Below are 25473 nucleotides of genomic sequence, written 5' to 3'. Positions count from 1 at the left end.
CATCGTCTAGGGCGCGTATGTGGCGGCGCATGGGGCGTGCCGGAGCCGGCAGTGAATTTTGTGAAACGGTTGCAGCTTGCAAATCTGATCGGCGCCTTCGTGAAGGCGCGTCCGCGCCTTGAGGCCGTCGCCCAGGCGCGCATCGGCAGCCGGGCGATTGCCGAGGACCTGATGCAGGATGTCTGGCTTCGCCTCGAGGCGGCTTCTCTCGATGCCCCGATCGAAAACCCGGTGGGCTTCGTCACGCGGGTTGCGCGCAACACGGTCACGGATCACCTGCGCAAGGAACGCCGCCGGGGGGAGATCGATACGGAGCTTTCCCAGGTGTTGTGGGAAGGGGCGGAAGAGATCTCGCCCGAACGGACGCTGATCGCCCGCCAGCGCCTTCATGCCGTGTGCCTGGCGCTCGACAATCTGCCCGAGAAGACGCGGCGCATCTTTCTGATGAACCGGATCGAGCATATCTCGCACCGCAAGATCGCGGAGAAGCTGGGCATCAGCGACGAGGCGGTCTACTACCACATCCGCCGGGCGCTGGAGCGGCTCGCCAAGGTGCGCGATACGTTCGACGAATAATCCTGGCCGACGTGATTAGGCACCGCGCGCCGTGACCCGTCTATAAGGTAGCAGGGCGCGCGAGCGAGCGCCCACTTGTTTGGGAAGTGGCACCGACGAGATGTTCGAGCCCGTGACACCATCGGACAGCGACCGCCGCACGGCGCTGGAAGCGCGCGACTGGATTGTGCGGCTGACGTCCGGCAAGGTCGACGCACAGGACATGGCCCGCTTCAAGGCGTGGCGCGACGCGGCTCCCGCGCATCGGGTGGCGTTCGAGCGCGAGCGCGATTTCTGGCAGGAACTTCAGGTTCTGGAGAGGCGGGCCGGGGGGCGCCGAGGCGCCATTCCAGCAGCGCCCTTGCGCGACGCGCGGCTTGGCAGGCGGGCATTTCTCGCCGGAAGCGGCGCTCTCGCGGCTGCCACCGTCGGTCTCCTCGCCGCACCGAGGCTCGAGGTGTGGTGGAACGCCGATCTCGCGACCGCCGTCGGCGAGCAGGCGGAGTTTTCCCTGCCCGACGGGTCGACCGTTCTTCTCAACACCGACAGCGCGCTTGCGCTTGATTTCCAGGGGGGGGCGCGCCGCGTCGCGCTGTTGCGCGGAGAAGCGGAGTTTCGGATCGCCGGCGCTTCCGAAGGTCCCTTCCAGGTCGCCTCGCTTGGCGGGGAAAGCGAGACGCTCGCCGCTCTCTTCACGGTGAAGGAACTCGCGGGCGACACGATTGTTTCCGTGAGCGAAGGGTGGGTGCACGTCAGCGGGTCACGCCGTTCCTCCGATCTGGCGGGCGCTGCGTCCGTCGCGGTCGGGGCCGACCAGCAGACGTGCTACGCGCACGGGGAGTGGCCGCGGCCGGCGGTCCCCGTCGACATGGATGCGGTTCTTGCGTGGCGCTCGGGGCGCCTGATCTTCGAGGGACAGTCCTTCGGTACGGCGGTCGCGGAGATCGCGCGCTATCTGCCGGAGCGGGTTGTCGTTGCGCCCACGGTGGCGCAGGACATTCCCGTCAGCGCGGTGGTCTCCACCGGCGAACCGCTCGTCGCCCTGCGTACGCTTGCCGGAACGATGGGCCTGTCGACCAGCCGTGTTCCGGGCGTGCTCATCCTGCTCTCCTGATCGGTTCCGCGAAAAAAGCACCCTTCCTCTTTAGGCAGTCGCGCCTCTTGCGCGTCAATGTGATGAAGGGTCCAGGCGAGCACCACCCAAACCCTTCGCGCGATCGCCCGCACGGGTAATTTCCGAAATCGAGGTTTGGGGTCAGATGCCGACCAACGAAACTGGACGACAGTCCACCCGGCGTGCTTGCCGTCGGGTAGCCATGACATTGTTGATGGGAACCGCTCTCTGGCCGGGAGCGCTTCCCGGGTTTTCCGGAATGCCGGTCGCGCTGGGGCAATCGGCGCGCTCCATCGACTTCGACCAGCCGGGGATGCCGCTTGGCCAGGCGCTGCGCAGGATCGCCGATCGGGCCGGCCTGCAGGTTGCCTATCGCACCGCGGTCGCCTCGGGGGCGAGCGCCCCGGCGCTTCGCGGCACGATGACGGCCGAGGAGGCTCTCGCCACGACGCTTGCCGGTTCGGGCCTGAGCTACGGGTTCACGGGTCCGACGTCGGTGACGATCACCGACATGGGGGCGCTTCCCGCCGTGGCCGGCGGTGGACAGGAGGCCTCGCGCCTCGACCGGATTGTCATCGGCGGCAGTGGCGCGAGCGTCGATGCCCCCTATTTCGACCCGGCGCCCACCGACTATATCTCCGAGGAGCAGATCGAGCGCTTCGGGACGTCGAGCCCGGCCGACATCTTTCGCGGAACGCCGGGCGTTCTGTCGGGCGAGTCCCGCAACAGCGGCAGTTCCGTGGATGTGAACATTCGCGGCATGCAGGGCATGGGGCGTGTCGCGGTGACCGTCGACGGCGCGATGAATTCCGTCAACGTCTACCAGGGCTACCAGGGCGTCTCCAACCGCACCTTCGTCGATCCCGATTTTCTCGGTGGCGTCGATATCACCAAGGGATCGGACGCCGCCTCCAACGGCATCGCCGGTTCGGTCAAGATGACCACGATCGAGGCCTCGGATATCGTCGAGGACGGCAAGACTTTTGGCGTGCGCCTCAAAGGCACGATGGGCACCAACACGAGTACCCCTGTTGCCGGCACGGCCGCAGGCTATTCCATCCTTAACTTATTCGGCAGAAATCCGGTCGTCTCCACATCGACGACCGGCATGGACAGGCCGCCGGCACTGATGCCCACTCAGGGCTCCGGCAGTATCGTCGGCGCGATGCAGACGGAGAATGTCGACCTGCTGCTGGGCTATGCCTATCGCAAGCGCGGCAACTATCATGCCGGCCAGAACGGGGATTCCGCCGAACTCGAACACCTGGGGCGCACGCCCTATTGCCCGAACGGCAACTGCTGGCCCGACTCCTTCGACTACCGCGACTATGTCCAGAACGCCGGGCTTGCCAACTATCGCGCCGGCGAGGAGGTGCTGAACACGCAGCTCGAAACCAAGTCGGTCATCGCCAAGGGCACGTTCCGTTTCGGCGATGAGCACACGGTAAAGCTCGGTTACACCCGCTTCGAAAGCGAGGCCGGCGACACGCTGGCATCGCGTTTTGCCACGGACGCCAGCCAGGCAAAGCAGCAGGCCCAGACGGTCGGCAGTCAGCTCGACACGGTGACGTCGTCCTATCACTATGATCCGCTCGACAACGACTACGTGGATCTGAAAGCCAATTTCTGGGTGACCTGGCTGCAGTTGCGGAACCCCCGCCGGGCAGGGACGCAATGGTCGCCGGTGCAGCCCGAGGACCTCGGCCTGGCGTCCGACTTTCGTGTCGGCACCGACAATCTGATGTGGGGCGCGGATCTCGCCAATACCTCGCGCGTGGATACGGGCCTTGGCGCGCTTTCGTTGACCTATGGTCTTTCCCTCCTGCATGAGGAGACCGAGCCCAGCCCCTATACGATCGTCCTGGAAGACTGGCTCAAGGTCCGAAATGGCACGCGTGAGGAGGCCGCCGCCTTCGTCAAGGCGAAGTGGGACCTGACGGACTGGCTGACGGTCGATGGCAGCCTGCGCTACCAGCATCTGTGGACCAAGGACCGGACCGAGGGGGACCCGACGCTCACCGCCGACGATTTCCACGGTCAGTCCCTGTCGGTCGGCGGCTGGAGCCCGCAGGTGGGGGTTACGGTCAGGCCGCTGGACGGCGTGGAGTTGTATGCGCGCTTTTCCAGCGCGCTGCGGTCGCCGTCGATCATGGAGGCGCTCACCGGATACAGCACACGCTTCAATCCCAACCTCCAGCCGGAGCGCTCCAACAATTGGGAGATCGGCGCCAATGTCGTTCAGGAGGGGCTTTTCGCCGATGACGACCGGGGCATGTTCAAGTTCGGCTATTTCAACTGGAACGTGACCAACTATCTGGCGCGCCAATGGCGCGAGGATCTGGTGGCATCTAGTGGCTTCGTCTACTCCGCCCTGATCGTCTACAATCTGGATCGGGCCAAGTTCGAAGGCCTGGAGTTTTCGGGGCGCTACGAATGGGCCGGCTTCTCGGCCGAGCTTTCGGCGAACTACTACCTCAACGTCGCCTTCTGCCCGACGTCGGGCACCTGCCAGAACAATTCGCTCTACGCGGACTACGCCACCAACCAGGTGCCGCCGGAGTACATGGTCGGTCTGACGTTGTCGCAAAAGCTGCTGGAGGACAAGCTCACGGTCGGCGGACGCGTCACCCATGTCGGGCCGCGGGCGATTTCCCACGGCGAGGAAACGGCGCGCGGTCTCACGTCCTTCATCAGCGCGATCCAGTGGGATCCCTATACGCTGGTCGATGTGTTCGCGGAGTACCAGTTCAGCGACACGCTCACCGGCTCCCTGCGCGTCGACAATCTGACGGACCAGTATTACGTCGATCCGCTGAGCCTGGTGCAGCAGCCTTCGCCGGGGCGGACGGTCTACGCGTCGGTGACGGCGAAGTTCTGAGGGACGTGGGCAAAGCTTCCGGAAAATGCAAAACGCCCGGCCATTGGCCGGGCGTTTTCGATTTGTCGCGAGAGCCGGTCAGGCCCAGGGGCGGGTCTCCGCCATCTGCTTCTCGAAGCCGTCGATCATCGGCGCCTTCTCCATCGTCAGGCCGATGTCGTCGAGGCCGTTCAGCAGGCAGTGCTTGCGGAAGGGATCGATGTCGAAGCTGACGGCGCCGCCATCGGGGCCACGGATTTCCTGGGCCTCGAGATCGACGGTGATGGTCGCGTTGGCGCCGCGGCGCGCATCATCCATCAGCTTCTCGAGGTTCTCCTCGGAGACCACGATCGGCAGGATGCCGTTCTTGAAGCAGTTGTTGTAGAAGATGTCGGCGAAGCTGGTGGAGATCACGCAGCGAATGCCGAAGTCGAGCAGCGCCCATGGTGCATGCTCGCGGCTCGATCCGCAGCCGAAGTTGTCGCCGGCGACAAGGATCCTGGCGTTGCGGTAGGCCGGCTTGTTGAGGATGAAATCCGGGTTCTCGGATCCATCGTCATTGGTGCGCATCTCGTGGAACAGCGCGCTGCCGAGACCGGTCCGCTTGATCGTCTTCAGGAACTGCTTCGGGATGATCATGTCCGTGTCGATGTTGATGATCGGCATCGGAGCGGCCACGCCCTCAAGCTTGTCGAATTTTTCCATCTCTTGTGGTCTCCTGCAAAATAAGGGGCGGTTCAGGCCGCGAGGCTCTCGTCGGCCGCGACGCCGAGCATCAGGTTGAGGTTCTGCACGGCGGCGCCGGACGCGCCCTTGCCGAGGTTGTCGTAGACGGCCATCAGGACGACCTGCGCGCGATCCTCGCTGGCGAAGACATGCAGGCGCATGCGGTTGGTGCCGTTGAAGGTCTCCGGGTCGAGTTCGGCGACGCGGTCTGCCTGGCCGAGCGGGGCGACGTCGACGAAGGAGCCCTCCAGCGCACGGTAATGCGCATCGAGGGCTGCGTGGAGTTCCTGCGCGCTCGGCACCCGGGCAAGGGTCTCGAGGCGCAGCGGAACCGCCGTCACCATGCCCTGCGCGTAGTTTCCGACGCTCGGCACGAAGATCGGCGTCGAGGCCAGGCCGGCATAGCGCGTCATCTCCGGCAGATGCTTGTGCCGGAACGTCAGCGCATAGGGCAGGAAGGCCGGATTGCGCGCGCCATCGGCCTCATAGGCCTCGATCATCTGCCGGCCGCCGCCCGAATAGCCGGAAACGGCGTTCACCGTGACGGGGAAGTCCGCCGGCAGCAGGCCGGCCTCGATCAGCGGACGGATGCAGGCGATCACCCCTTGCGGATAGCAACCTGGATTGGTGACCCGCTTCGAAGCGGCGATGGCGGCGGTCTGGCTTGCGGCCATCTCGGCGAAGCCATAGTCCCATCCCTCGGCGACGCGGTGCGCCGAGGAAGCGTCGATCACCCGGGTGGTGTCATTTTCGATCAGCTTGACGCTTTCGCGCGCCGCATCGTCCGGCAGGCAGAGGATGGCCACATCCGCGGAGTTCAGCAGCTCGGCGCGCGCGCCGATGTCCTTGCGCCGCTCCGGGGCGACGGACAGAAGCTCGATGTCACGACGGCGGCCGAGGCGCTCGCGGATCTGCAGACCCGTCGTGCCGGCTTCGCCGTCGATGAACACTTTCGCGACCATGGCTCCAAACTCCAGTTGAGGGATCGCCGGCGGATTGCCCGCCGGCAAGACCGGCTTTCTACACCAGACCCGTCCCGCTTGTCATGTCCGTCGCACGTCGATCCGTGGAGACGTTGGGCCTTGGAGACGTCGGGCCTTGGATCAGCGCGCCATCGCGTGATAGTCGGCGTTGGGGCGCATGTCGGTTGCCGCGGCGACGCGGTTCGACATGTTGAAGAAGGCGGCGATGCTGGAGATGTCCCAGATGTCGCGGTCGGAGAAGCCGGCGTCGCGCAGGCCCTGCCTGTCCGCCTCGAGGATCTCCTGCGGCTTCTCGGTCAGCTTGACGGAGAAGTCGAGCATGGCGCGATGGCGCGGCGAGAGGTCGGCGACGCGGTAGTTCATGACCATCAGCTCGCCGAGCTCGGGGTCGCCGGACAGGTGACGCACCGCCGCGCCATGGGCGGTCAGGCAGTAGAAGCAGCGGTTCACGGCCGAGACGACGACGGCGATCATCTCGCGCTCCAGCTTGGACAGGCCGCTGTCGCCGAGCATCAGGTCGTTGTACATCGCCGTGAAGGCGGAGAGCTTGTCCTCGTTGAACGCATAGGCCGCGAGCACGTTGGGGACCATGCCGAGCTTCTCGCGGCACTTGGCGAAATAGGCCTCGGTCTGCGGGCTCAGAGGGGTCTCCTGCTCGAGGTCGAGCGCGATCGGCCGGGCGGCGGCGGTGATTGTGTCATTCATGGTGAAACTCCTCCCCTTTTCATGCGACTTCCGTGCCTCGCGCGCGGCTCGGGACGGGTTTCGTGCCGATCGCCACTGGAAGTCATTTCTTCTTCAATAGTATCGTCCTAGCATGGTCGCGCAGCCAGGGGTGTCCCACGACTCGCGCCCGGCTGCGCGGACGGACCAAGGAGAACCTGGCCGGCACCGGCCGGGCTGGATGGTGAGGGAACAATGCCCGACGCACGAGAGCAAGCGAAAATCAGCCTGATCAACGCGGTGGTGGAGGGTATGGAGCCCGAGCCCGGTGCATTCGCGCGCGAGTTGTTCGCGCGCGGCGCGGCCGAGGACGTTGTCAGCTACACGGCCGCCGATCTCGCGGAGATCGCGCGAAAGGCCTGGGCGCAACTGACAAAGCATGCTTCCGACACGCATCGGATCACGGTCTACAATCCCGCCCCAACCGGGGAGGGGAGCCATGCCGGCGACGTGACCGTCGTCGAGATCCTCAACGACAACATGCCGTTTCTGGTGGATTCGGTCATGGACGAGCTGCAGGCCAGCGGGTTCGAGGTTCGTCTCGTGCTTCACCCGATCCTGACAGTGACCCGTGACGGCAACGGCGCCCTCGTTTCGTGCCATGGCGGCGGCAAGTCCAGGATCGAGGGCGGCCGTCGCGAGAGCCTCATTCACATCCATGTTGCGCGCATCGACGCGGACATCGAGCGCAACCAGCTGGCCGAGCGGCTTGAGCTGGTGATGCACGACGTGCGCGCGGCGGTGCGCGACTGGGCGCCGATGCGCGAGCGCCTGCACGCCGCCATCGCGACCTACAAGGACAGCCCGCCGCCGGTTTCCGTCGATGAGCTGGCGGAGGCGATCCAGTTTCTCGAGTGGGTGGAGGGCGACAACTTCATCCTCCTCGGCATGCGGGAATACTATTTCGAGGGCGGTGTCGCCGCCGGCGAGCTGTCGCACAAGAAAGGCTCCGGCCTCGGCCTTCTGGCCGACCCCGAGGTTCGGGTGCTGCGGCGCGGATCGGAATTCGTGGTGATCACCCCCGAGATCCGCGACTTCCTGATGAAGCCCGAGCCGCTCATCGTTTCCAAGGCCAACGTCAAGAGCCGGGTCCATCGTCGCGTCCACATGGATTATATCGGCGTGAAGCTCTTCGACGACGCGGGAGAACTCGTCGGCGAGCTGCGCGTCGTCGGCCTCTTCACCGCGACGGCCTACACGCTGTCGACCAAGAGCATTCCGTTCCTTCGCCGCAAGGTGGATTCCGTGCTCGCACGCGCCGGCTACGACCCTGACAGCCATTCGGGGCGGGCCCTGATGAACGTCATGGAGAGCTATCCGCGCGACGAGCTTTTCCAGATCGAGCCGGATCTTCTCTACGACTTCGCCACGGCCATCCTCCAGCTCGACGAGCGGCCGCGTATCCGGGTGCTTGCACGGCGCGACAAGTTCGACCGTTTCGTGTCGATCCTCTGCTACGTGCCGCGCGACCGCTACACGACCGAGGTGCGCCTGAAGATCGGCGCTTTCCTTGCCGGGGTCTATGACGGCCGGCTCTCGGCCTGGTACGTGTCCTATCCCGAGGGGCCGCTGGCGCGGGTGCATTTCATCATCGGTCGCGACCAGGGCGAGACCCCGGATCCGAGCCAGGAGACACTGGAGCAGGCGGTTGCCGGCATTGTGCGTACCTGGGCCGATGGCTTCCGCGAGGCCCTGCGCGGCGCCTATGGCGGCAACAAGGCGATGGACATCGCCAACCGGTATGCGGATGCCTTCCAGGCGGGCTACCGGGAGGTCTACGACGCGGATGCGGCGCTTGCCGACATTCGCATCGTCGAGACGCTGAGCGAGACGGCCGACACCGCTCTGAGGTTCTCGCGCCGCGAGCAGGATCCGCCAAAGCGCATCTTCCTCAAGGTCTTTCATCATGTCCTGCCGATTCCGCTGTCGGCGCGGGTGCCGATTCTGGAGAACATGGGCTTCAAGGTCATCAACGAGCGGACCTACCGGATCACGCCGGCGGACAGGCCTCTCGCCTATCTGCACGACCTGACGCTGGAGCCGGCCTCGGGCGATCCCATCGACCTGACGCAGGATCTGCGCGAGAGGCTGGAAGCGCTGTCTTTGGCCATCTGGCGGGGCGACACGGAATCGGACGGCTACAACGCTCTTGCCCTCAACGGCGGGCTCGCCTGGCGCGACATCGCCATGCTGCGGGCGCTGTCGCGCTATCTGCGGCAGGCCGGCATCCGCTTTTCCGAGGACTACATGTGGCGCACGCTCAACCGCTACCATGAGGTGGCGACGCGGCTGGTGGAGCTGTTCCACCTGCGCTTCGACCCGGATCTCGACGGCAAGGACCGTTCGCTCGGCGCCGCGCGGGTGGAGAGCGAGCTGACCGCCAGTCTCGACAAGGTCGAGAGCCTCGATGACGACCGCATCCTGCGCAGTTTTGGCGGGATCATCGAAGCGATGCTGCGCACCAACTTCTTCCAGCACGACGCGCATGGAAAGCCGAAGCAGACCTTCGCCTTCAAGCTGGATCCGCAGCGCATCGAGGACCTGCCGCGGCCGCGTCCGTACCGCGAGATCTTCGTCTACAGCCCGAGGGTCGAGGGTGTGCACCTGCGCTTCGGCAAGGTGGCGCGCGGCGGCCTGCGCTGGTCCGACCGGGCGCAGGACTTCCGCACCGAGGTGCTGGGCCTGGTCAAGGCCCAGCAGGTCAAGAACGCGGTGATCGTGCCTGTCGGCGCCAAGGGCGGCTTCGTGCCCAAGCATCTGCCGGCGGGCGGCACCCGCGACGAGATCTTCGCCGAGGGCACCAAGGCCTACAAGATCTTCGTCTCGTCGCTGCTCGACATCACCGACAACCTCAGCGGCGACAAGGTCTGGCCGCCGGAGCGGGTGGTGCGTCACGACGACGACGACCCCTATCTGGTGGTGGCCGCCGACAAGGGAACCGCAACCTTCTCCGATACGGCGAACGCCATCTCCGAAAGCCGCAATTTCTGGCTCGGCGACGCTTTTGCCTCGGGCGGCTCGGCCGGATACGACCACAAGAAGATGGGTATCACCGCGCGGGGCGCCTGGGAGGCGGTCAAGCGCCATTTCCGCGAGATGAACCGCGACATCCAGAGCGAGCCCTTCACGGTCGCCGGCGTCGGCGACATGTCGGGCGACGTCTTCGGCAACGGCATGCTGCTGTCGAAGGAGATCCTGCTGGTCGCCGCCTTCGACCACCGCGATATCTTTCTCGATCCGGATCCGGTCGCGGAGACCGGCTGGGCCGAGCGCAAGAGGGTCTTCGAACTCGGCCGCTCCTCGTGGAAGGATTATGACGCCTCGCTCATCTCCGAGGGCGGCGGTATCTTCTCGCGCCAGGCCAAGTCGATCGACCTGTCGCCGCGGTTGCAGGAGCTGCTCGGCATCGCGAAGGCCAAGGCGACGCCCCAGGAAGTGATGAACGCCATCCTCAAGATGCAGGTGGACCTGCTCTGGTTCGGTGGCATCGGCACCTATGTGCGGGCGGCTTCGGAAAGCGACGCCGACGTCGGTGACCGCGCCAACGAAGCGATCCGCGTCACGGCCGGCGAGGTCGGGGCGAAGGTCATTGGCGAGGGCGCCAACCTCGGCATGACCCAGAAGGCCCGCATTGCCTTCAACCGTCGCGGCGGACGCTGCAACTCCGATGCGATCGACAATTCGGCGGGCGTCAACTCGTCGGATATGGAGGTCAACATCAAGATCGCGCTCGGCGCGGCTGTGCGCGCGAACGCGTTGTCCGTTGCCGATCGCAACACGCTTCTGGCACGGATGACCGACGAGGTCGCGGGCCTGGTCCTGCGCAACAACTACCTGCAGACGCTGGCGATCTCGCTGGCGGAATCGCGCGGGATGGAAGAGTTCGGCTACCAGCGGCGGATGATGCGTCAGCTCGAACAGGCGGGCCTGCTTGATCGCGTGGTCGAGCAGCTTCCCGACGAGGCGGCGCTGGATGAGCTGGCGGCGTCCGATTGCGCGCTGACACGGCCGGAAATCGGCGTGCTGCTCGCCTACGCCAAGATCACGCTGTTCGACCGGCTGCTGGACAGCCCGGTGCCGGATGACGCCTATCTGGCGCGCGAGCTGTTCCGCTACTTCCCGCCGGAGATGCAAGAGGCCTATGCGGACGAGATCCGCGGCCATCGGCTGCGGCGCGAAATCATCGCCACGATGCTTGCCAACTCGATCATCAACCGGGGCGGGCCGACCTTCCCGACCCGGATCGCCGACCAGACCGGCGCCGATCCGGCGCAGGTGGCCCAGGCATTCGCGGCGGTGCGCGATGCCTATCAGCTCACCACCCTCAACGGCGAGATCGATGCCCTCGACGCGCGCATCGACGGGGCGTTGCAGATCGAGCTCTACCGCGCGGTGCAGGATCTGGTCCTGGAGCAGACGGTCTGGTTCCTGCGCAACGTCTCGTTCGAGGCGGGGCTGGAGAGCGTCGTGTCGCGCTTCCGGACCGGCATCGACGCGCTCGCGCCGACGGTCAGTTCTGTCGTCGAGGCTTCGGCGAAGGCTGAGATCGAGGCCGAGACCGTGCGCCTCGCCGAGGCGGGGGTGCCCGGTCCGCTTGCCGCGCGCATCGCGCGGCTGCCGATAGAGACGGAGATCCCGGACATCATCCTGATCGCGGAGCAGAGCGGCCGCGACCTCAGGGAGGTGGCCGAGGTGTTCTTCAAGGTCGCCGGCCACTTCCGCCTTGGCGTGATGGAGGCCAAGGCCCGCGACCTGAGCATCTCCGACTACTATGACGGGCTGGCGCTCGACCGGGCCAAGGCAACGCTTGACCGGGCTCACCGCGAGGTGACGGTCGAGGCGCTGGCTGCCGACGGGTTCGAGAACTGGCTCGGGGCGAATGAGGCGCGGGTCATGCGCACCGCGCGCGCGGCCAACGAGATCATCGAGGGTGAACTGTCGGTGTCCAAGTTCTCCGTCGCGGCGGGCCTTCTCGCCGAACTTGCCCGATGACAGGTACCCGGCCGGGGGAGGGTGAGCTTCCTTCCCCGGCCGGTACGCAGGGGCCGATCGCGGCCGGTGTCGGCGTCGAGCAGCTTGCCGGGGGCGGCGCCGCTCTCGGCCTCGCTCCGGTCGGGCGAAAGGCCATCTGGAGCTGGCTCTTCTTCGACTGGGCGGCGCAGCCCTTCTTCACGCTTGTCACCACCTTCGTCTTCGCGCCTTATTTCGCCTCCGCGGTTGCCGCCACGCCTGCCGAAGGCCAGGCCTTGTGGGGATACGCAACGGCGGCGGCGGGACTTTGCATCGCGGTGCTGGCGCCGGTGCTTGGCGCCATCGCCGACCGCACGGGCGCCCGAAAACCCTGGATCGCCGCCTTTTCCGTTCCGCTCGTTCTCGGATCGCTGGTCCTTGGGCTGGCCTCTCCGGATACGCCTCATGCGGTGGCGTTCGCGCTCGCAGGCTTCGCCGTGGCGACGCTGGGGGCGGAATTCGCGACGGTCTTCACAAATGCGATGATGCCCGACCTCGTGCCGCGCCAGAAGCTGGGGCGGCTTTCGGGCAGCGGCTGGGCGCTGGGCTATGTCGGCGGGCTGATCTCGCTGGTGCTGGTGCTCGGCTTCATGGCCGCCAGTCCGGACACGGGGCGCACACTGCTCGGGTTCGATCCGCTCTTCGGTCTCGACCCGGCGACACGCGCCGGAGACCGGGCTTCGGGTCCGTTCGCGGCGCTGTGGTACGTCGCCTTCGTGCTGCCGCTGTTTCTCTTCGTGCCGGATATGCCGCACCGCCCGGTCCGTCTTCTCGACGCGGCACGGGCAGGGCTCGGAGATCTTGGAGCGACGCTGCGCGAGGTCCGCTCGAACAGGACCGTTGCCGTCTTCCTCGCCGCCAACATGATCTACAAGGACGGCCTCGTGGCGCTCTTTGCCTTCGGCGGGATCTATGCCGCAGGCGTGCTCGGCTGGTCGAGCATCGAGATCGGCACCTTCGGCATTCTGCTGACGGTCACCGGGACGCTCGGCGCTTTCATCGGGGGCCGGCTTGACGACCGGATAGGGCCGCAGCGGGTGATCGCGGGAGCGCTCGTCGTTCTCATCGCCTGCGGGCTGGGGCTCGTGTCGGTGGACGCGGACACGGTGTTCTTCGTGGTCGAGGTCGCCCCGCCTCAGCCAGGAGATGCGCTTTTCGGCAGCGTTTCCGAGCAGGTGTTCCTGGCCTTTGGCGCGATCCTGGGCGCGGCGGCCGGTCCGCTGCAGGCGGCCTCGCGCACGCTTCTGGTCGATGTCGCGCCGCCGGCCTCGCTGACGCGCTATTTCGGCCTCTTCGCGCTTTCCGGCAAGGTGACAAGCTTCATGGCGCCGGCGCTCGTCGGCATCGTCACGGCACTGACCGCCAGCCAGGCGGCGGGCATGACGGTGATCGTCGTCTTTTTCTGCGCCGGGCTGGTTCTCGTCAGCCGCATCGGCGGTTCAGGCGGGGCAAATGAAAACGGGCGGGAACAGTAGCTCCCGCCCGATTGCGTTTCCGTGGCTGTCTGCTTGCGACCGTTGCCGGCCAAATCGCCGTATCAGATCGCCGTGTCAGGCCGTCTTGTTCGCGGCGCGTTCGGCGCGCTTGCGGTCATGCGGGTCGAGCAGGGCCTTGCGCAGACGGATGTTTTGCGGCGTCACCTCGACGAGCTCGTCGTCGTTGATGTAGGAGAGCGCGGCTTCCAGCGACAGGCGGATCGGCGTCGTCAGGCGCACGGTCTCGTCCTTGCCGGAGGCGCGCACGTTGGTGAGCTGCTTGCCCTTCAGCACGTTGACCTCAAGGTCGTTGCCGCGGGTGTGCTCGCCGATGAGCATGCCACGGTAGACCTTGACGCCGGCATCGATGAGCATCGGGCCGCGGTCTTCGAGGTTGAAGAGCGCGTAGGCCACCGCCTCGCCGTCGCCGTTGGAGATCAGAACGCCGGTGTGACGGCCCGGGATATCGCCCTTGTGCGGCGCATAGGCGTGGAACAGGCGGTTGAAGATGGCCGTGCCGCGCGTGTCGGACAGAAGCTCCGACTGGTAGCCGATGAGGCCGCGGGTCGGGGCGTGGAAGACAAGACGCGTGCGTCCGGCGCCGGAGGGACGCATCTCAAGGAGATCGGCCTTCCGCTCGGAGAGCTTCTGCACGACGACGCCGGAATGCTCCTCGTCGACGTCGATGATGACTTCCTCGATGGGCTCGAGACGCTCGCCGTTCTCGCCCGTCTGGAAGACCACACGGGGCCGGCCGACACACAGCTCGAAGCCTTCGCGGCGCATGTTCTCGATCAGGATGGCAAGCTGGAGCTCGCCGCGACCCGCCACGACGAAGGCGTCCGCGTCCGCGGCGTCCTCGATCTTGAGCGCGACGTTGCCTTCCGCCTCGTCCATCAGCCGCTTGCGGATGACGCGCGACTGGACCTTGTCGCCCTCGGTTCCGGCGAGCGGACCGTCGTTGACGCGGAAGGTCATGGACAGCGTCGGCGGATCAATCGGCTGGGCGGGGAGCGGATCGGAAAACTCCGGAGCGCAGATCGTGTCGGAGACGGTTGCCTCGGACAGGCCGGCGATGGAGACGATGTCGCCCGCCTCGCCCTTTTCGATGGCCTGGCGCTCAAGGCCGCGGAAGGCGAGAACCTTGGAGATGCGGCCGGTCTCGACGACCTTGCCATCGCGCGAGATGGCTTTCACTGCCATGTTCGGCACGGCTTCGCCCGAAACCACGCGGCCGGTCAGGATGCGGCCGAGGAAGGGGTTGGACTGCACGGTGGTGGCCAGCAGGCGGAAGGCGCCAGGCTCTGCCGAGGGGGCCTTCACATGGGCGCGCACGAGGTCGAAAAGCGGATCCATGGAATCCTTCGGGCCCGCGGGGTCCGTGGCCATCCAGCCCTGCTTGGCGGAGCCGTAGAGAACCGGGAAGTCGAGCTGCTCTTCGTTGGCGTCGAGTGCGGCGAAGAGGTCGAACACCTCGTCGAGCACTTCTTCCGCGCGCTGATCGGGCTTGTCGATCTTGTTGATGGCGACGATCGGGCGAAGGCCGAGCTTCAGCGCCTTGCCAAGCACGAACTTGGTCTGCGGCATCGGGCCTTCGGCGGCATCGACCAGAAGCACCACGCCGTCGACCATGTGAAGGATACGCTCCACTTCACCGCCGAAATCGGCGTGGCCCGGGGTGTCGACGATGTTGATCCGCGTGTCGCCATGGGTCAGCGAGGTGACCTTGGCGAGAATGGTGATACCGCGCTCGCGCTCCAGGTCGTTGGAGTCCATCATGCGCTCTTCGGTCCGCTGATTGTCGCGGAAGGCGCCGGACTGCTTCAGAAGCACGTCGATAAGGGTTGTCTTGCCATGATCGACGTGCGCGATGATGGCGATGTTGCGCAAATCCATAAGTGAGGTGCTCCGGAAACAGTTTCCGCGGGCGCAAGGCACCCGCGGCTTTTTCGGGCCCCTCTATAAACCTCAGGCCGGTTTCGTGCAACGCAGCATTCCGCAACGGGCGTTGCCGCGCCTCTTGACACGCCAGAGGTTCGGGATAATTGATAAGGATGCCATATAATATGGAGATCTTATGGATCCTGCGCTCTTGTCACGGCCGGTCGGATTTCTCGTTGGCGACATCGCTCGTCTTCTCCGCCGCCGGTTCGAGCGTGCGCTGGCGGAGGCGGACACCGGGTTGACCGCGTCCGAGGCGCGCACACTGGCCTTCATCGAGCACTATCCGGAGTTTAGGCAGGCCGCGCTGGCCGAGCGGCTCGGCGTCGAGCCGATGACGCTGAGCGGTGTTCTCGACCGTCTCGAGGGGGCTGGCCTTGTCGAGCGACGAACCGATCCGGCGGATCGCAGGGCGAAATGCGTCGTCCTGACCTCGGCCGCCGCGCCCGTGCTGGACCATATCCACTCCGTAGCTATCGGCATTCGCGCCGAAACACTTCGCGGCATGAGCGATGCGGAGGCGGCCGCGGCCTATGACCTCCTGACGCGCATGCTCGGCAATCTTTCCCTCTGCAGCGAAAACGACAGACGATGACACCCCCCATACAGTCTTCCGCCGCCCTTGGTGGCATCGCCGCCGCGCCCGCACCGGGAAGCCCGGGCGGAGGGCCGCTCATGGGCGAGCGGCGCACGGCCATTCTCGGCGCCGCACTTGTCGCCATCGGCCCGATCACGATGGCGCTCTATACGCCGGCCATGCCTGTTCTTGCCGAGGCCTTCTCGACCAGCCAGTCCATGGTCAAGCTGACGCTGACAGCCTATTTTACCGGCTTCGCGCTGACGCAGCTCATGTGCGGGCCGCTGACCGACGCCTTCGGGCGCAAGCCGGTGACGCAGGTCTTTCTGGTGCTCTATCTGCTGTCGACGCTGGTCGCGACCTTTGCCCCGACCATCGACTGGATGATCGCTGCGCGCACGCTGCAGGGCATCGGCGCCTCCGTTGGCGTCGCAGCCTCGCGCGCCATTGTGCGCGACCAGTTCACCGGGCAGTCCTCGGCGCGCATCATGAACACCATCGCGATGATGCTGGCGGTCGGCCCGGCGCTCGCCCCGACAATCGGCGGCATCACGCTGGAACTGTTCGGCTGGCACCAGATCTTCTGGGCGATGCTGCTCTACGGCGTGGTTCTGTATGTCGTCGTCACCGCCTATCTGCCGGAGACGAATGCCTACAAGGACCGCAGCCATGCCCATCCCCGGCGTTTCGCCGCGAACTATGCGCTGCTCTTGTCCGACACGCGCTATCTGCAACCGAGCCTGGTGGTCGGCTTCGGCATCGGAACCATCTACACGCTTGCCTCGATCCTGCCTTTTGTCCTCATCGACCGTGTCGGACTGACGCCGATCCAGTTCGGCTTCGGCATGATGCTCCAATCCGGCTCCTTCATCTCCGGCACGGTGCTGACGAGCTACCTGCTCGGCCGGGTGGATGCGTCGCGGCTGCTGCCGTTCTCGCTGCCGGGCATGGTCATTGCCGCGGTGGCGATGGTCTGCGGCGTGGTCCTGTCCGAGCCGAGTTTCCTCAACACGATGTTGCCGGTCGGCCTCTTCGCGTTCTGCCTTGCCGTCTCGCTGCCGGCCCCGACTGCGGCGGCGCTCCAGGGGTTCCCCAGGATCGCCGGCTCGGCTTCGGCGATGATGGGGTTCCTGCAGTTCGGTGCGGGACTTCTGGGCAGTCTGGTCGCCGCGGCGATCGGTGATCCGGTGCTCAGCATGGCGATCATTCCGCCGTCGATGATCGCCATCGCCGTCCTTTCCCACATCGGTCTCGGCATTCACAATGCCCGGCAGGGCGCCTAGCCAAGGCCTGCCCCGGCGCGCCGTGGCGGGGACGCGGGGCGCTCGATGTCCGGCTGCCGGAACTTCGCCGGTTCGTGTCGTGCGTGCCGGCTTGACGATCAAAGGCAAAGCGCGCAAGACGCTGGATGAACGGCGAGGCAAGCAGAGACGTTGGCCCCGCCGATGCACCGGGAGAGGCGTGCACCTGACGCGCTCGCCGGATCACCCAGCGTAAGCGAGCGATGCACTTGCGATGACAGAAACTCCTTTCCCGACCCGGTTTGCTTTTGCGGGCGGCGCATTCGACCTGTCGCGCCCGCATGTCATGGGGATCGTCAACGTGACGCCGGACTCCTTCTCGGACGGCGGCCGCTTTCTCGATCCGGACGATGCGATGGCGAGCGCCCACAAGATGGCGGCCCATCATGCGGATGTGATCGATCTGGGTGGCGAAAGTACGCGGCCGGGCGCCGAACCGGTGCCGGAGGACGAGGAGTGGCGGCGGCTTGCGCCGGTGATTTCCGAGATGTGCCGGTTGTCGCCGCCGGTGTCCATCGACACCTACAAGTCGGGGATCGCACGGCGGGCCTGCGCGGTGGGCGCGGCCATCGTCAATGACGTCTGGGGCCTGCAGAAGGACCCGGCCATGGCCGATGTGGTCGCTGAAGCCGGTGCAGGCGTCATCATGATGCACAACCGGGAGGGCGCGGACGAGACTGTCGACATCTTCGCCGACATCGACCGTTTCTTCGAACGCTCTCTTGAACTGGCCGAGCGTGCCGGCATTCCAGCCGAGCGCCAGATGCTCGATCCGGGCATCGGCTTCGGCAAGACGCTTCGCCAGAACTACGCCATCGTCAACCGGCTGGAGCATTTCGCCCGGCACGGACGGCCGGTGCTGGTCGGTGCCTCGCGCAAGCGCCTGATCGGAGCCGTCCTGGCCGTGGAGGCCGATGACCGGCTCTTCGGCTCACTCGCGCTTCACACGATTGCGATGATGAAGGGAGCGGGCATGGTTCGGGTCCACAATGTCCAGCCCCATGCGGACGCCGCCCGCATCGTTCACGCCACTTTGAGCGAGGGCGCGCTGTGAGCGCGGGGCGGGCGGTGCGCGCCGCACTCGGGCTGGGTTCGAACATGGGCGACAGCCGCGCCAACCTCGACCGTGCCCTGGCGGAACTCTCCGCCACGCCGGGCATCGAGGTTCTGGCGCGTTCGGCCGACTACCGGACGCCGCCCTGGGGGCCGGTGCCGCAGGATGATTTCCGCAACACCTGTGCCGTGATCGAAACGATGCTGTCGCCGCGTGCCCTGCTCGACCGCTGCCTCGAGGTGGAGCAGCAGATCGGGCGCGTCCGCGATGTGCGTTGGGGCCCGCGTCTCATCGACATCGATGTTCTGCTCTACGGAACCGCGCGCGTCGAGGAGGACGGGCTGTCGATCCCGCACCCGCGTATGGGCGAGCGGGCTTTCGTGCTGGTACCGCTGGCCGACATCTGGCCGGACGCGCCGCTCGGGGACGGTCGCACAGTCGCCGAGGCTCTCGCCGAATGCCCGGGGCGCGAGGAAATCGTCAAGTTGCCCTGACAGGGCGAGCTTCCTCGTGCAGCAGAAATTCAAAGGCCCCGGCATCCGTCGGGGCCTTTTTCGTTCGCAGCGGGCGCTATGGGGTCAGCGCCGCTCGCTCTCGTCCGGCTTGTCGCGGCCGAAGTTGGGGGTCGCGGTCTCCTGTCCGGCGGCGATGATCGAGCGCCGGATGCCGCGGGTGCGGGTGAAGAGGTCGAAGAGCGCGTCGCCGTCGCCCCAGCGGATCGAGCGTTGCAGGGCGGCCAGATCCTCCGAGAAGCGCGACAGCATCTCCAGGATCGCATCCTTGTTGTGCAGGCATACGTCGCGCCACATGGTCGGGTCGGATGCGGCGAGGCGCGTGAAGTCGCGGAAGCCGGAGGCCGAATACTTGATGACCTCGGACTTCGTCACGGCTGCCAGATCGTCGGCGGTGCCGACGATGTTGTAGGCGATGATGTGCGGCAGGTGCGAGACGATGGCGAGCACGAGGTCGTGATGCTCGGCATCCATCGTGTCGACCATGGATCCGCAGTCCGTCCAGAACGCGGCAAGGCGCTCCAGCGCGTCGGGGGAGGTGCCCTCGACGGGGGTGAGGATGCACCAGCGGTTGCGGAACAGGTCCGCGAAACCTGCGTCGGGGCCGGATTCCTCCGTGCCCGCGATCGGGTGTCCGGGAATGAAATGCACGTTGTCGGGCAGGTGAGGCGCCATCTGGCGCACGACCGAGGCCTTGGTCGAACCGACATCGGAAACGATGGCGCCTGGGGACAGCGCCGGGGCGATCCACCGGGTCACGGCCTCGCAGGCGCCGACGGGCACGCAGAGGATGACGAGATCGGCGCCCTCGACGGCTTCCGCCGCATCAAGGCAGTAGCGGTCACCGAGGCCAAGCTCCTCGGCACGCCGCAACGTGTGCGCGGAGCGTGTGGAGATGACGATTTCCTCGGCCAGTCCCTCGCGGCGAACCACGTGAGCGATGGAAGAGCCGATCAGACCGATGCCGATCAGGGCAAGGCGGCGAAACTTCGGATTGGACATGAATGCAGGCTTTGACTTGGGACCCGGCCGCAGGCGCGGCACGGGTCCTGGAAGGTCAGGCCGCGAGGAATTCCTTCAACACGGCGACGACGTCTCGATTGGCCTCTTCCGAGCCGATCGACATGCGCAGCGCGTTGGGCAGGCCATAGGCGCCGACCGCGCGCAGCACGCAACCACGGTCGCTCAGATATCGGTCTGCATCCGAAGCCGTCTTGCCCGTGTCCTCGGGGAAGTGCAGCAAAAGGAAATTGCCGACGCTCGGCGTCACCTTGAGGCCAAGCGCCTCCAGTTCCTTCGTCACCCAGGGCAGCCAGGTCTCGTTGTGCGAGATGGCCGCGTCGATGAAGGCGCGGTCGCGCACGGCGGCAGCGCCCGCCGCCTGCGAGGCGGAGGAGACGTTGAAGGGCCCGCGGATGCGGTTCAGCGTGTCGATCAAATGGGCGGGACCGTACGCCCAGCCGATACGCAGCGCCGCAAGGCCGTAGATCTTCGAGAAGGTGCGGGTCATCAGCACGTTCTCGGAGGTCGCGGCCAGTTCCATGCCGGCTTCGTAGTCGTTGCGCCGGACGTATTCCGCGTAGGCGGCGTCGAGCACGAGCAGCACCTGCGGCGGCAGGCCGGCCTGAAGACGGCGGACCTCGTCGAACGGCAGATAGGTGCCGGTCGGATTGTTCGGATTGGCGAGGAAGACGACCTTCGTCTTGTCGGTGACGCAGGCAAGGATCGCGTCGACGTCGGTGGTCAGGTCCTTCTCCGGCGCCACGACGGGCGTGCCGCCGGCGGCCAGGATCGCGATCCGGTAGACGATGAAGCCGTATTCGCTGAAGACAGCCTCGTCGCCGGGGCCGATGTAGGCGCGCGCGACGAGTTCGAGGATCTCGTCGGAGCCGTTGCCGCAGATGATGCGGTCGGCATTGAGCCCGTGCACGTCGGCAATCGCCTCGCGCAGACGGACGGAGCCGCCATCGGGGTAGAGCTCCAGATGCCCGGCCTCACCGCGATACGCCTCGATCGCGGCCGGGCTCGCGCCGAGCGGTGTTTCGTTGGAGGAGAGCTTGTGAAGCTTGCCGCCACCGGTCGACTTGGTGCGGCCGGGCACATAGGGCGCGATCTCCATGATGCCCGGGCGGGGCGTCGGACGGAGGGCGGGGGTCGGTTTTGCGCTGGAGTTCGTCGGCTGCATGTTTCTGGACCGGTTCACGCGATTTGGAAGGAGACCCGCTGGTCGCCTCCGGTGCAGCAACGCTGCCCCCGGCGCCCCGGATCCGCGCCATTCATAGGCAGTCGGAAGGGCTAAGGCAAAAGAAAACATTGACCTCACCGAACCGGCCTCCTACCTCTCAACCCTCCCGAATGGTGGGGTTTATGCGGCGTCCGCCGGTCGGCATGCCGTTCCGCCGGCGGGTTCGCAAGGGGCAGGCAGGAGCGCCGGGGCGCGATGACGGACCAGACAAGCGAGGACGCCGGACGGGCGGATGAAGTGGCCGAAGCGGCGGCAACGGGCGGAGAATTGCGCATGTCGCCTGCGAGCGAGGCGGACACCCCCTCCAGCCAGTTCGCGCGGTTCGGCGGCGAGCGTGCACTCAAGCTTGATTCCGGGCCTGTGCTCGATCCCTGGCAGATCGCCTATGAAACCTACGGCACGCTCAATGCGGAGCGCTCCAACGCGGTGCTCGTCTGCCATGCGCTGACCGGCGACCAGTATGTCGCCTCGGCCAACCCGCTGACCGGCAAGCCTGGCTGGTGGTCGCTTCTGGTCGGCCCCGGCCGCCCGGTCGACACGGACCATTATTTCGTCATCTGCGCCAATGTGCTCGGCGGCTGTCTCGGAACCACGGGACCGGCGTCGACAAACCCGGCGACGGGCATGCGCTGGGGGCTCGACCTGCCGTTGGTGACCATTCGCGACATGGTCAACGCGCAGGCCGTTCTTCTCGATCACCTGGGCATCGAGACACTGTTTGCGGTCGTCGGCGGCTCGATGGGGGGCATGCAGGTCCTGCAATGGGCCGCAAGCTATCCCGAACGCGTTTTCGCCGCCGTGCCGATCGCCTCCGCCGCGCGTCATTCGTCGCAGAACATCGCTTTCCACGAAGTCGGGCGCCAGTCGGTGATGGCCGATCCCAACTGGTGCGGCGGACGCTACTTCGAGCGCGGCGTGCGCCCGTCCAAGGGGCTTGCGGTGGCGCGCATGGCCGCGCATGTCACCTATCTCTCGGACCCGGCGCTGCACCGCAAGTTCGGCCGCAACCTGCAGGACCGGGACGCGGTGACCTTCGGCTTCGACGCGGACTTTCAGATCGAGAGCTACCTGCGCCACCAGGGGATGACTTTCGTCGACCGGTTCGATCCCAATTCCTATCTCTATGTGACGCGGGCGATGGACTATTTCGATCTGGCCGCCGACTACGGCGGCTCGCTGGCGCGCGCCTTTCTGCACTCGCCGACCCGGTTCTGCGTGATGTCTTTCACCTCGGACTGGCTGTTTCCCACCGCCGAGAGCAAGGCGGTCGTGCGCGCGCTCAATGCGGCTGCGGCGAATGTCTCCTTCGTGGAGGTGGAGAGCGACCGGGGGCATGATTCCTTCCTGCTCGACGAGCCGGAGATGTTCCGCACGGTGACGGGCTTCCTCACCGGGGCCGCCCATGCGCGCGGCATTCCCGCGCCGGGCGAGACCGTGAAGGGAGATCAGGCATGAGCGGGACGCGGCATGAACAGGCGCGCGGCGACCACAGGCTCGTCGCCGATCTGGTGACATCCGGATCCCGCGTGCTCGACATCGGCTGCGGTGACGGGGCGCTGCTTGACCTTTTGGTGCGCGAGAAGCATGTCGACGGGCGCGGTATCGAGCTGTCCCAGGCCGGCGTGAACGCCTGCGTCGCGCGCGGGCTCTCGGTCGTGCAGGGCGACGCGGACCGCGATCTTGCCGATTATCCCGACGATGCCTTCGACTTCGTCATCCTCAGCCAGACGCTGCAGGCGACCTATGCGCCGCGCCAGGTGCTGGGCGAACTCCTGCGCATCGGCGCCAACGTCATCGTCTCCTTCCCCAACTTCGGGCATTGGCGCAACAGGTTGCAGCTCATGTTTCAGGGGCGGATGCCGGTGACGGACTATCTCCCCTATTCCTGGTACGACACGCCGAATATCCACTTCTGCACCATCCGCGACTTCGTCACGATGTGCGGCGAGGTGGATGCGCATATGGTCAAGGCGATGGCGCTCAACGCCCGCGGTGAGCCGGTCGGCTTCACGGCACCCTGGTGGGTGTGGAACCTGATTGGCGAGCAGGCGCTGTTTCTGCTGAAGCGTTGAAACGCATGTGGGTGTGACCGCTCAATCCTGTGGTGGCGCCGTCGGGAATGAACAGCGGTCGGAAACTGCGCGACACGCGCTGCTGGCGCACAGGCGCGCCGCGATAGACCTGTTTTTCCGCCTCGATCACCAGCAATCCGGCAAAGGCCGGCCAGAGACGTCGCCCGATCCGCTCCCAGGTACGCGCGCCGCGCAGAAGCAGGCGCGAACGCGTCGGCGGCAGGAACAGCGCCTCCCCGCGGCCGCGTGGCTCGAACTGGCAGTCACGCAGCAGCGCCTCGATCTGGCCGCGCGAGAACGGGCGCCCGTAGCCGAAGGGGGAGATTTCCGAGCGCGCCCACAGGCCGCGCCGGTTCGGCACGACGACCAGCACCCGGCCGCCTGGAACGAGCACGCGCCAGGCCTCGCGCAGGAGCGCCTCCGGGTCGCCGCTGTGGTCGAGCGCGTGGACGATCAGCGCGTTGTCGAAGACGTGATCGGGAAATGGCAGGTCGTCGTCTTCCACGAGCGTTGCGGAGTTTCGCCCGCCGCGCGGCCAGGCGACGACGCCCTGTTGCGCCGGCATGGCGGCGATGCAGCACAAAGCTTCGTCCAGATAGGGGCGCATGTAGGGGCCGGCATAGCCGATACCGACCAGCCGCTTGCCGGCGAGGGATGGCCAGAAGGCGCGCACGCGCGCGCCAACAAGCACACGCAGCATCAATCCAAGCGGCAGGTCGTAGAAGGTGCGTTGATGCGCGGCGTCGAGATACATGGGCAACCTGAGAGCACTTTCGGCAGGGACACCCGGACCATCGCGTGTCGGACGGCGGGGTTCAGGGATTGTCCCGACCCGGTAGCCGCCGGCCGATTGAACCCTTCCGCGACGCGCGATGCAACCGCTCAATATGACGCCGGCGGAGCGGCCTGGGGTCTTGTCTCGTTCGGGTCCCCGGTGCAGTCTTGGCCGCGCGCGGAGCGGCGCGGACAATCGACAATCGGCGGCAACGGGGTAGCGAGAATGAACGGTGGCGGCATGGATGCGGATATCCGGCAGTTTGCGTGTCTCGACGACAATTTCGGCGTGATCCTGCATCTCCCTGCGTCGGAGCGGACCATTGCCATCGATGTGCCGGATGCGGCGCCCTATCTCGCGGTGCTGGCGGAGACGGGCTGGCGTCTCACCGACATCCTGATCACCCATCACCATTGGGACCATGTCCAGGGGCTTGAGGCCCTCAAGGCGGAGACCGGCGCCAGGGCGACGGGGCCGGAGATGTCGCGCGATCGGATCGTCGGGCTCGACGCGGGTGTGAGCGACGGGGAGCGGCTCGAGATCGGGGGGCTTTTGCTTGAGGCCATCGGGACGCCGGGCCACACGCTCGACCAGATCTCCTGGTTCGCGCCGCAGATCGGGTTCGCCCACACTGGCGACACGCTGTTCTCACTGGGTTGCGGTCGTGTGTTCGAGGGCGACATGGCAATGATGTGGTCCTCGCTCGACAAGCTTGCCGACCGTCTTCCCGGCGACACGCGGATCTACTGCGGGCACGAATACACGCTCTCCAACGCCCGCTTCGCGCTGACGATCGATCCGCAGAACACGGCGCTTGTCGCCCGTGCCGAGGAGGTGGAGGCGCTGCGCTCGGCCGGACGGCCGGCGCTGCCGACGACCATGTCGCAGGAACTTGCCACCAATCCCTTCCTGCGCGCCCGCGATCCGGCGATCCGCGCGGGTCTGGGGATGGAGACCGCTAGCGACGCCGAGGTCTTCGCCGAGATCCGCCGCCGCAAGGACAGTTTCTGAGATGCCGCAGGATGCGATGACCGCTTCGAACATGTCTGCCGACGAGGTCGTTCGGCTTCTTGAACTCAGCCCGCACCCCGAGGGCGGGCACTACCGGGAGACCTTTCGTGACGACGCGGTGGATGCCTCCGGCCGAGCCCGCGCAACGACGATCCACTATCTGCTCGCCGAGGGCGAACACTCCGCCTGGCATCGGGTTGATGCGGCCGAGATCTGGCTTTGGCATGCCGGCGCGCCGCTGGCGCTAGAGGTCGCCGGGGAGGGGACGGCCCGCAAGACCGTTACCCTCGGCGGCGACCTTGTCGGCGGCGAGACACCACAGGGCATCGTGCCGGCGGGCGCCTGGCAGGCGGCGCGCAGTCTGGGGGCGTGGACGCTGGTCTCCTGCGTCGTCGCGCCGGGCTTCGAGTTCGCCGGCTTCGAGATGGCGCCTGCCGGTTTCGAGCCGCCGTCGCAAGGCTGACGGCGGGCGAAGCTCCCGATTTCCCGGCTTGCGCTTCGTGGTGCACGGGCTACAGTGCGCCCGGTTTTCGGCTGCCCTT

20 protein-coding genes are annotated in these 25473 nt (G+C 66.5%); 13 read left to right on the top strand and 7 right to left on the bottom strand.

Annotated elements, in window-relative coordinates; all coding sequences use genetic code 11:
* Positions 1 to 51: 51 nt before the first annotated feature.
* The 3 genes from ACSLUQ_RS15805 (at position 52) to ACSLUQ_RS15795 (ending at position 4547) form a co-directional block, all read left to right on the top strand.
* Positions 52 to 576 carry an RNA polymerase sigma factor gene (locus tag ACSLUQ_RS15805; RefSeq protein WP_417771552.1) on the top strand — a complete coding sequence of 175 codons (525 nt, stop codon included), beginning with the start codon at positions 52 to 54 and terminating at the stop codon, positions 574 to 576.
* Positions 577 to 688: 112 nt separating this feature from the next.
* The gene (locus tag ACSLUQ_RS15800; RefSeq protein ID WP_461809076.1) at positions 689 to 1669 is read left to right on the top strand and encodes a FecR family protein; all 981 of its coding nucleotides are present in this window, start codon (positions 689 to 691) and stop codon (positions 1667 to 1669) included.
* Positions 1670 to 1883: 214 nt separating this feature from the next.
* Positions 1884 to 4547 carry a TonB-dependent receptor gene (locus ACSLUQ_RS15795; protein WP_461809075.1) on the top strand — a complete coding sequence of 888 codons (2664 nt, stop codon included), beginning with the start codon at positions 1884 to 1886 and terminating at the stop codon, positions 4545 to 4547.
* 78 nt (positions 4548 to 4625) lie between these two features.
* On the opposite strand, the gene leuD is transcribed toward ACSLUQ_RS15795, so the two are convergent.
* The 3 genes from leuD to ACSLUQ_RS15780 form a co-directional block, all read right to left on the bottom strand.
* A complete protein-coding gene (gene leuD, locus ACSLUQ_RS15790) occupies positions 4626 to 5231 on the bottom strand; it encodes a 3-isopropylmalate dehydratase small subunit (RefSeq protein WP_417771555.1) in 606 nt (201 codons plus the stop codon).
* Positions 5232 to 5263: 32 nt separating this feature from the next.
* The gene (gene argC, locus ACSLUQ_RS15785; protein ID WP_461809074.1) at positions 5264 to 6214 is read right to left on the bottom strand and encodes an N-acetyl-gamma-glutamyl-phosphate reductase; all 951 of its coding nucleotides are present in this window, start codon (positions 6212 to 6214) and stop codon (positions 5264 to 5266) included.
* A 141-nt stretch (positions 6215 to 6355) separates the two neighbouring features.
* The gene (locus ACSLUQ_RS15780; RefSeq protein ID WP_461809073.1) at positions 6356 to 6940 is read right to left on the bottom strand and encodes a peroxidase-related enzyme; all 585 of its coding nucleotides are present in this window, start codon (positions 6938 to 6940) and stop codon (positions 6356 to 6358) included.
* A 213-nt stretch (positions 6941 to 7153) separates the two neighbouring features.
* Between ACSLUQ_RS15780 and ACSLUQ_RS15775 the strand changes: the two genes are divergently transcribed.
* Both ACSLUQ_RS15775 and ACSLUQ_RS15770 read left to right on the top strand, forming a co-directional pair.
* Complete coding sequence (locus tag ACSLUQ_RS15775) at positions 7154 to 11950, top strand: NAD-glutamate dehydrogenase (RefSeq protein ID WP_461809072.1); 4797 nt, start codon at positions 7154 to 7156, stop codon at positions 11948 to 11950.
* The gene (locus ACSLUQ_RS15770; RefSeq protein WP_461809071.1) at positions 11947 to 13443 is read left to right on the top strand and encodes an MFS transporter; all 1497 of its coding nucleotides are present in this window, start codon (positions 11947 to 11949) and stop codon (positions 13441 to 13443) included. Before ACSLUQ_RS15775 ends, ACSLUQ_RS15770 begins: the two co-directional genes overlap by 4 nt.
* Before the next feature lie 75 nt (positions 13444 to 13518).
* Here ACSLUQ_RS15770 and typA read toward each other — a convergent pair whose 3' ends face one another.
* Positions 13519 to 15339, bottom strand: a complete 1821-nt coding sequence (gene typA / locus ACSLUQ_RS15765; RefSeq protein ID WP_417771560.1) for a translational GTPase TypA — start codon at positions 15337 to 15339, stop codon at positions 13519 to 13521.
* Positions 15340 to 15520: 181 nt separating this feature from the next.
* Here typA and ACSLUQ_RS15760 point away from each other — a divergent pair, with 181 nt between their 5' ends.
* The 4 genes from ACSLUQ_RS15760 to folK all read left to right on the top strand — a co-directional run bounded on the left by ACSLUQ_RS15760 (position 15521) and on the right by folK (position 18810).
* A complete protein-coding gene (locus tag ACSLUQ_RS15760) occupies positions 15521 to 15979 on the top strand; it encodes a MarR family winged helix-turn-helix transcriptional regulator (RefSeq protein WP_417771561.1) in 459 nt (152 codons plus the stop codon).
* The gene (locus ACSLUQ_RS15755) at positions 15976 to 17244 is read left to right on the top strand and encodes a multidrug effflux MFS transporter (protein ID WP_417771562.1); all 1269 of its coding nucleotides are present in this window, start codon (positions 15976 to 15978) and stop codon (positions 17242 to 17244) included. Before ACSLUQ_RS15760 ends, ACSLUQ_RS15755 begins: the two co-directional genes overlap by 4 nt.
* Before the next feature lie 232 nt (positions 17245 to 17476).
* Positions 17477 to 18316 (top strand): dihydropteroate synthase, encoded by an 840-nt coding sequence (gene folP, locus ACSLUQ_RS15750; protein ID WP_461809070.1) that lies wholly within the window; start codon positions 17477 to 17479, stop codon positions 18314 to 18316.
* Positions 18313 to 18810 (top strand): 2-amino-4-hydroxy-6-hydroxymethyldihydropteridine diphosphokinase, encoded by a 498-nt coding sequence (gene folK, locus ACSLUQ_RS15745; RefSeq protein WP_417771564.1) that lies wholly within the window; start codon positions 18313 to 18315, stop codon positions 18808 to 18810. Before folP ends, folK begins: the two co-directional genes overlap by 4 nt.
* Positions 18811 to 18894: 84 nt before the next feature.
* On the opposite strand, the gene ACSLUQ_RS15740 is transcribed toward folK, so the two are convergent.
* On the bottom strand, positions 18895 to 19830 hold the full coding sequence (locus tag ACSLUQ_RS15740) for a prephenate/arogenate dehydrogenase family protein (protein ID WP_461809069.1): 936 nt from the start codon (positions 19828 to 19830) through the stop codon (positions 18895 to 18897).
* Between the two features lie 55 nt (positions 19831 to 19885).
* Positions 19886 to 21013: a histidinol-phosphate transaminase gene (gene hisC, locus ACSLUQ_RS15735; protein WP_461809068.1), complete on the bottom strand. Its 1128-nt coding sequence runs from the start codon at positions 21011 to 21013 to the stop codon at positions 19886 to 19888.
* A 333-nt stretch (positions 21014 to 21346) separates the two neighbouring features.
* Between hisC and metX the strand changes: the two genes are divergently transcribed.
* Both metX and metW read left to right on the top strand, forming a co-directional pair.
* Positions 21347 to 22528 carry a homoserine O-acetyltransferase MetX gene (gene metX / locus ACSLUQ_RS15730; RefSeq protein WP_417771713.1) on the top strand — a complete coding sequence of 394 codons (1182 nt, stop codon included), beginning with the start codon at positions 21347 to 21349 and terminating at the stop codon, positions 22526 to 22528.
* Complete coding sequence (metW, locus tag ACSLUQ_RS15725) at positions 22525 to 23145, top strand: methionine biosynthesis protein MetW (RefSeq protein ID WP_417771567.1); 621 nt, start codon at positions 22525 to 22527, stop codon at positions 23143 to 23145. The genes metX and metW overlap by 4 nt, the downstream gene beginning before the upstream one ends.
* Here the strand turns inward: metW and ACSLUQ_RS15720 are convergent.
* Positions 23081 to 23899 carry a class I SAM-dependent methyltransferase gene (locus ACSLUQ_RS15720; protein ID WP_417771568.1) on the bottom strand — a complete coding sequence of 273 codons (819 nt, stop codon included), beginning with the start codon at positions 23897 to 23899 and terminating at the stop codon, positions 23081 to 23083. The two genes, metW and ACSLUQ_RS15720, sit on opposite strands and share 65 nt — an antisense overlap.
* Positions 23900 to 24145: 246 nt before the next feature.
* On the opposite strand from ACSLUQ_RS15720, the gene gloB reads away from it, so the two are divergent.
* Complete coding sequence (gene gloB / locus ACSLUQ_RS15715) at positions 24146 to 24931, top strand: hydroxyacylglutathione hydrolase (RefSeq protein WP_461809067.1); 786 nt, start codon at positions 24146 to 24148, stop codon at positions 24929 to 24931.
* A gap of 16 nt (positions 24932 to 24947) precedes the next feature.
* The gene (locus ACSLUQ_RS15710) at positions 24948 to 25394 is read left to right on the top strand and encodes a cupin domain-containing protein (RefSeq protein ID WP_461809066.1); all 447 of its coding nucleotides are present in this window, start codon (positions 24948 to 24950) and stop codon (positions 25392 to 25394) included.
* Positions 25395 to 25473 lie beyond the last annotated feature (79 nt).

Source organism: Stappia sp. ICDLI1TA098 (assembly GCF_054880955.1).
The sequence above is the reverse complement of the archived record's forward strand: the minus strand, read 5'-3'. Positions and strand labels throughout refer to the sequence as shown.

Excerpts from the sequence above, each read along its gene's own strand:
- ACSLUQ_RS15795 (WP_461809075.1), top strand. The coding sequence starts at position 1,884 with ATGGGAACCGCTCTCTGGCCGGGAGCGCTTCCCGGGTTTTCCGGAATG.
- leuD (WP_417771555.1), bottom strand. The coding sequence starts at position 5,231 with ATGGAAAAATTCGACAAGCTTGAGGGCGTGGCCGCTCCGATGCCGATC.
- argC (WP_461809074.1), bottom strand. The coding sequence starts at position 6,214 with ATGGTCGCGAAAGTGTTCATCGACGGCGAAGCCGGCACGACGGGTCTG.
- ACSLUQ_RS15780 (WP_461809073.1), bottom strand. The coding sequence starts at position 6,940 with ATGAATGACACAATCACCGCCGCCGCCCGGCCGATCGCGCTCGACCTC.
- ACSLUQ_RS15775 (WP_461809072.1), top strand. The coding sequence starts at position 7,154 with ATGCCCGACGCACGAGAGCAAGCGAAAATCAGCCTGATCAACGCGGTG.
- ACSLUQ_RS15770 (WP_461809071.1), top strand. The coding sequence starts at position 11,947 with ATGACAGGTACCCGGCCGGGGGAGGGTGAGCTTCCTTCCCCGGCCGGT.
- typA (WP_417771560.1), bottom strand. The coding sequence starts at position 15,339 with ATGGATTTGCGCAACATCGCCATCATCGCGCACGTCGATCATGGCAAG.
- ACSLUQ_RS15760 (WP_417771561.1), top strand. The coding sequence starts at position 15,521 with ATGGATCCTGCGCTCTTGTCACGGCCGGTCGGATTTCTCGTTGGCGAC.
- ACSLUQ_RS15755 (WP_417771562.1), top strand. The coding sequence starts at position 15,976 with ATGACACCCCCCATACAGTCTTCCGCCGCCCTTGGTGGCATCGCCGCC.
- folP (WP_461809070.1), top strand. The coding sequence starts at position 17,477 with ATGACAGAAACTCCTTTCCCGACCCGGTTTGCTTTTGCGGGCGGCGCA.
- ACSLUQ_RS15740 (WP_461809069.1), bottom strand. The coding sequence starts at position 19,830 with ATGTCCAATCCGAAGTTTCGCCGCCTTGCCCTGATCGGCATCGGTCTG.
- hisC (WP_461809068.1), bottom strand. The coding sequence starts at position 21,013 with ATGCAGCCGACGAACTCCAGCGCAAAACCGACCCCCGCCCTCCGTCCG.
- metX (WP_417771713.1), top strand. The coding sequence starts at position 21,347 with ATGTCGCCTGCGAGCGAGGCGGACACCCCCTCCAGCCAGTTCGCGCGG.
- metW (WP_417771567.1), top strand. The coding sequence starts at position 22,525 with ATGAGCGGGACGCGGCATGAACAGGCGCGCGGCGACCACAGGCTCGTC.
- ACSLUQ_RS15720 (WP_417771568.1), bottom strand. The coding sequence starts at position 23,899 with ATGTATCTCGACGCCGCGCATCAACGCACCTTCTACGACCTGCCGCTT.
- gloB (WP_461809067.1), top strand. The coding sequence starts at position 24,146 with ATGAACGGTGGCGGCATGGATGCGGATATCCGGCAGTTTGCGTGTCTC.
- ACSLUQ_RS15710 (WP_461809066.1), top strand. The coding sequence starts at position 24,948 with ATGACCGCTTCGAACATGTCTGCCGACGAGGTCGTTCGGCTTCTTGAA.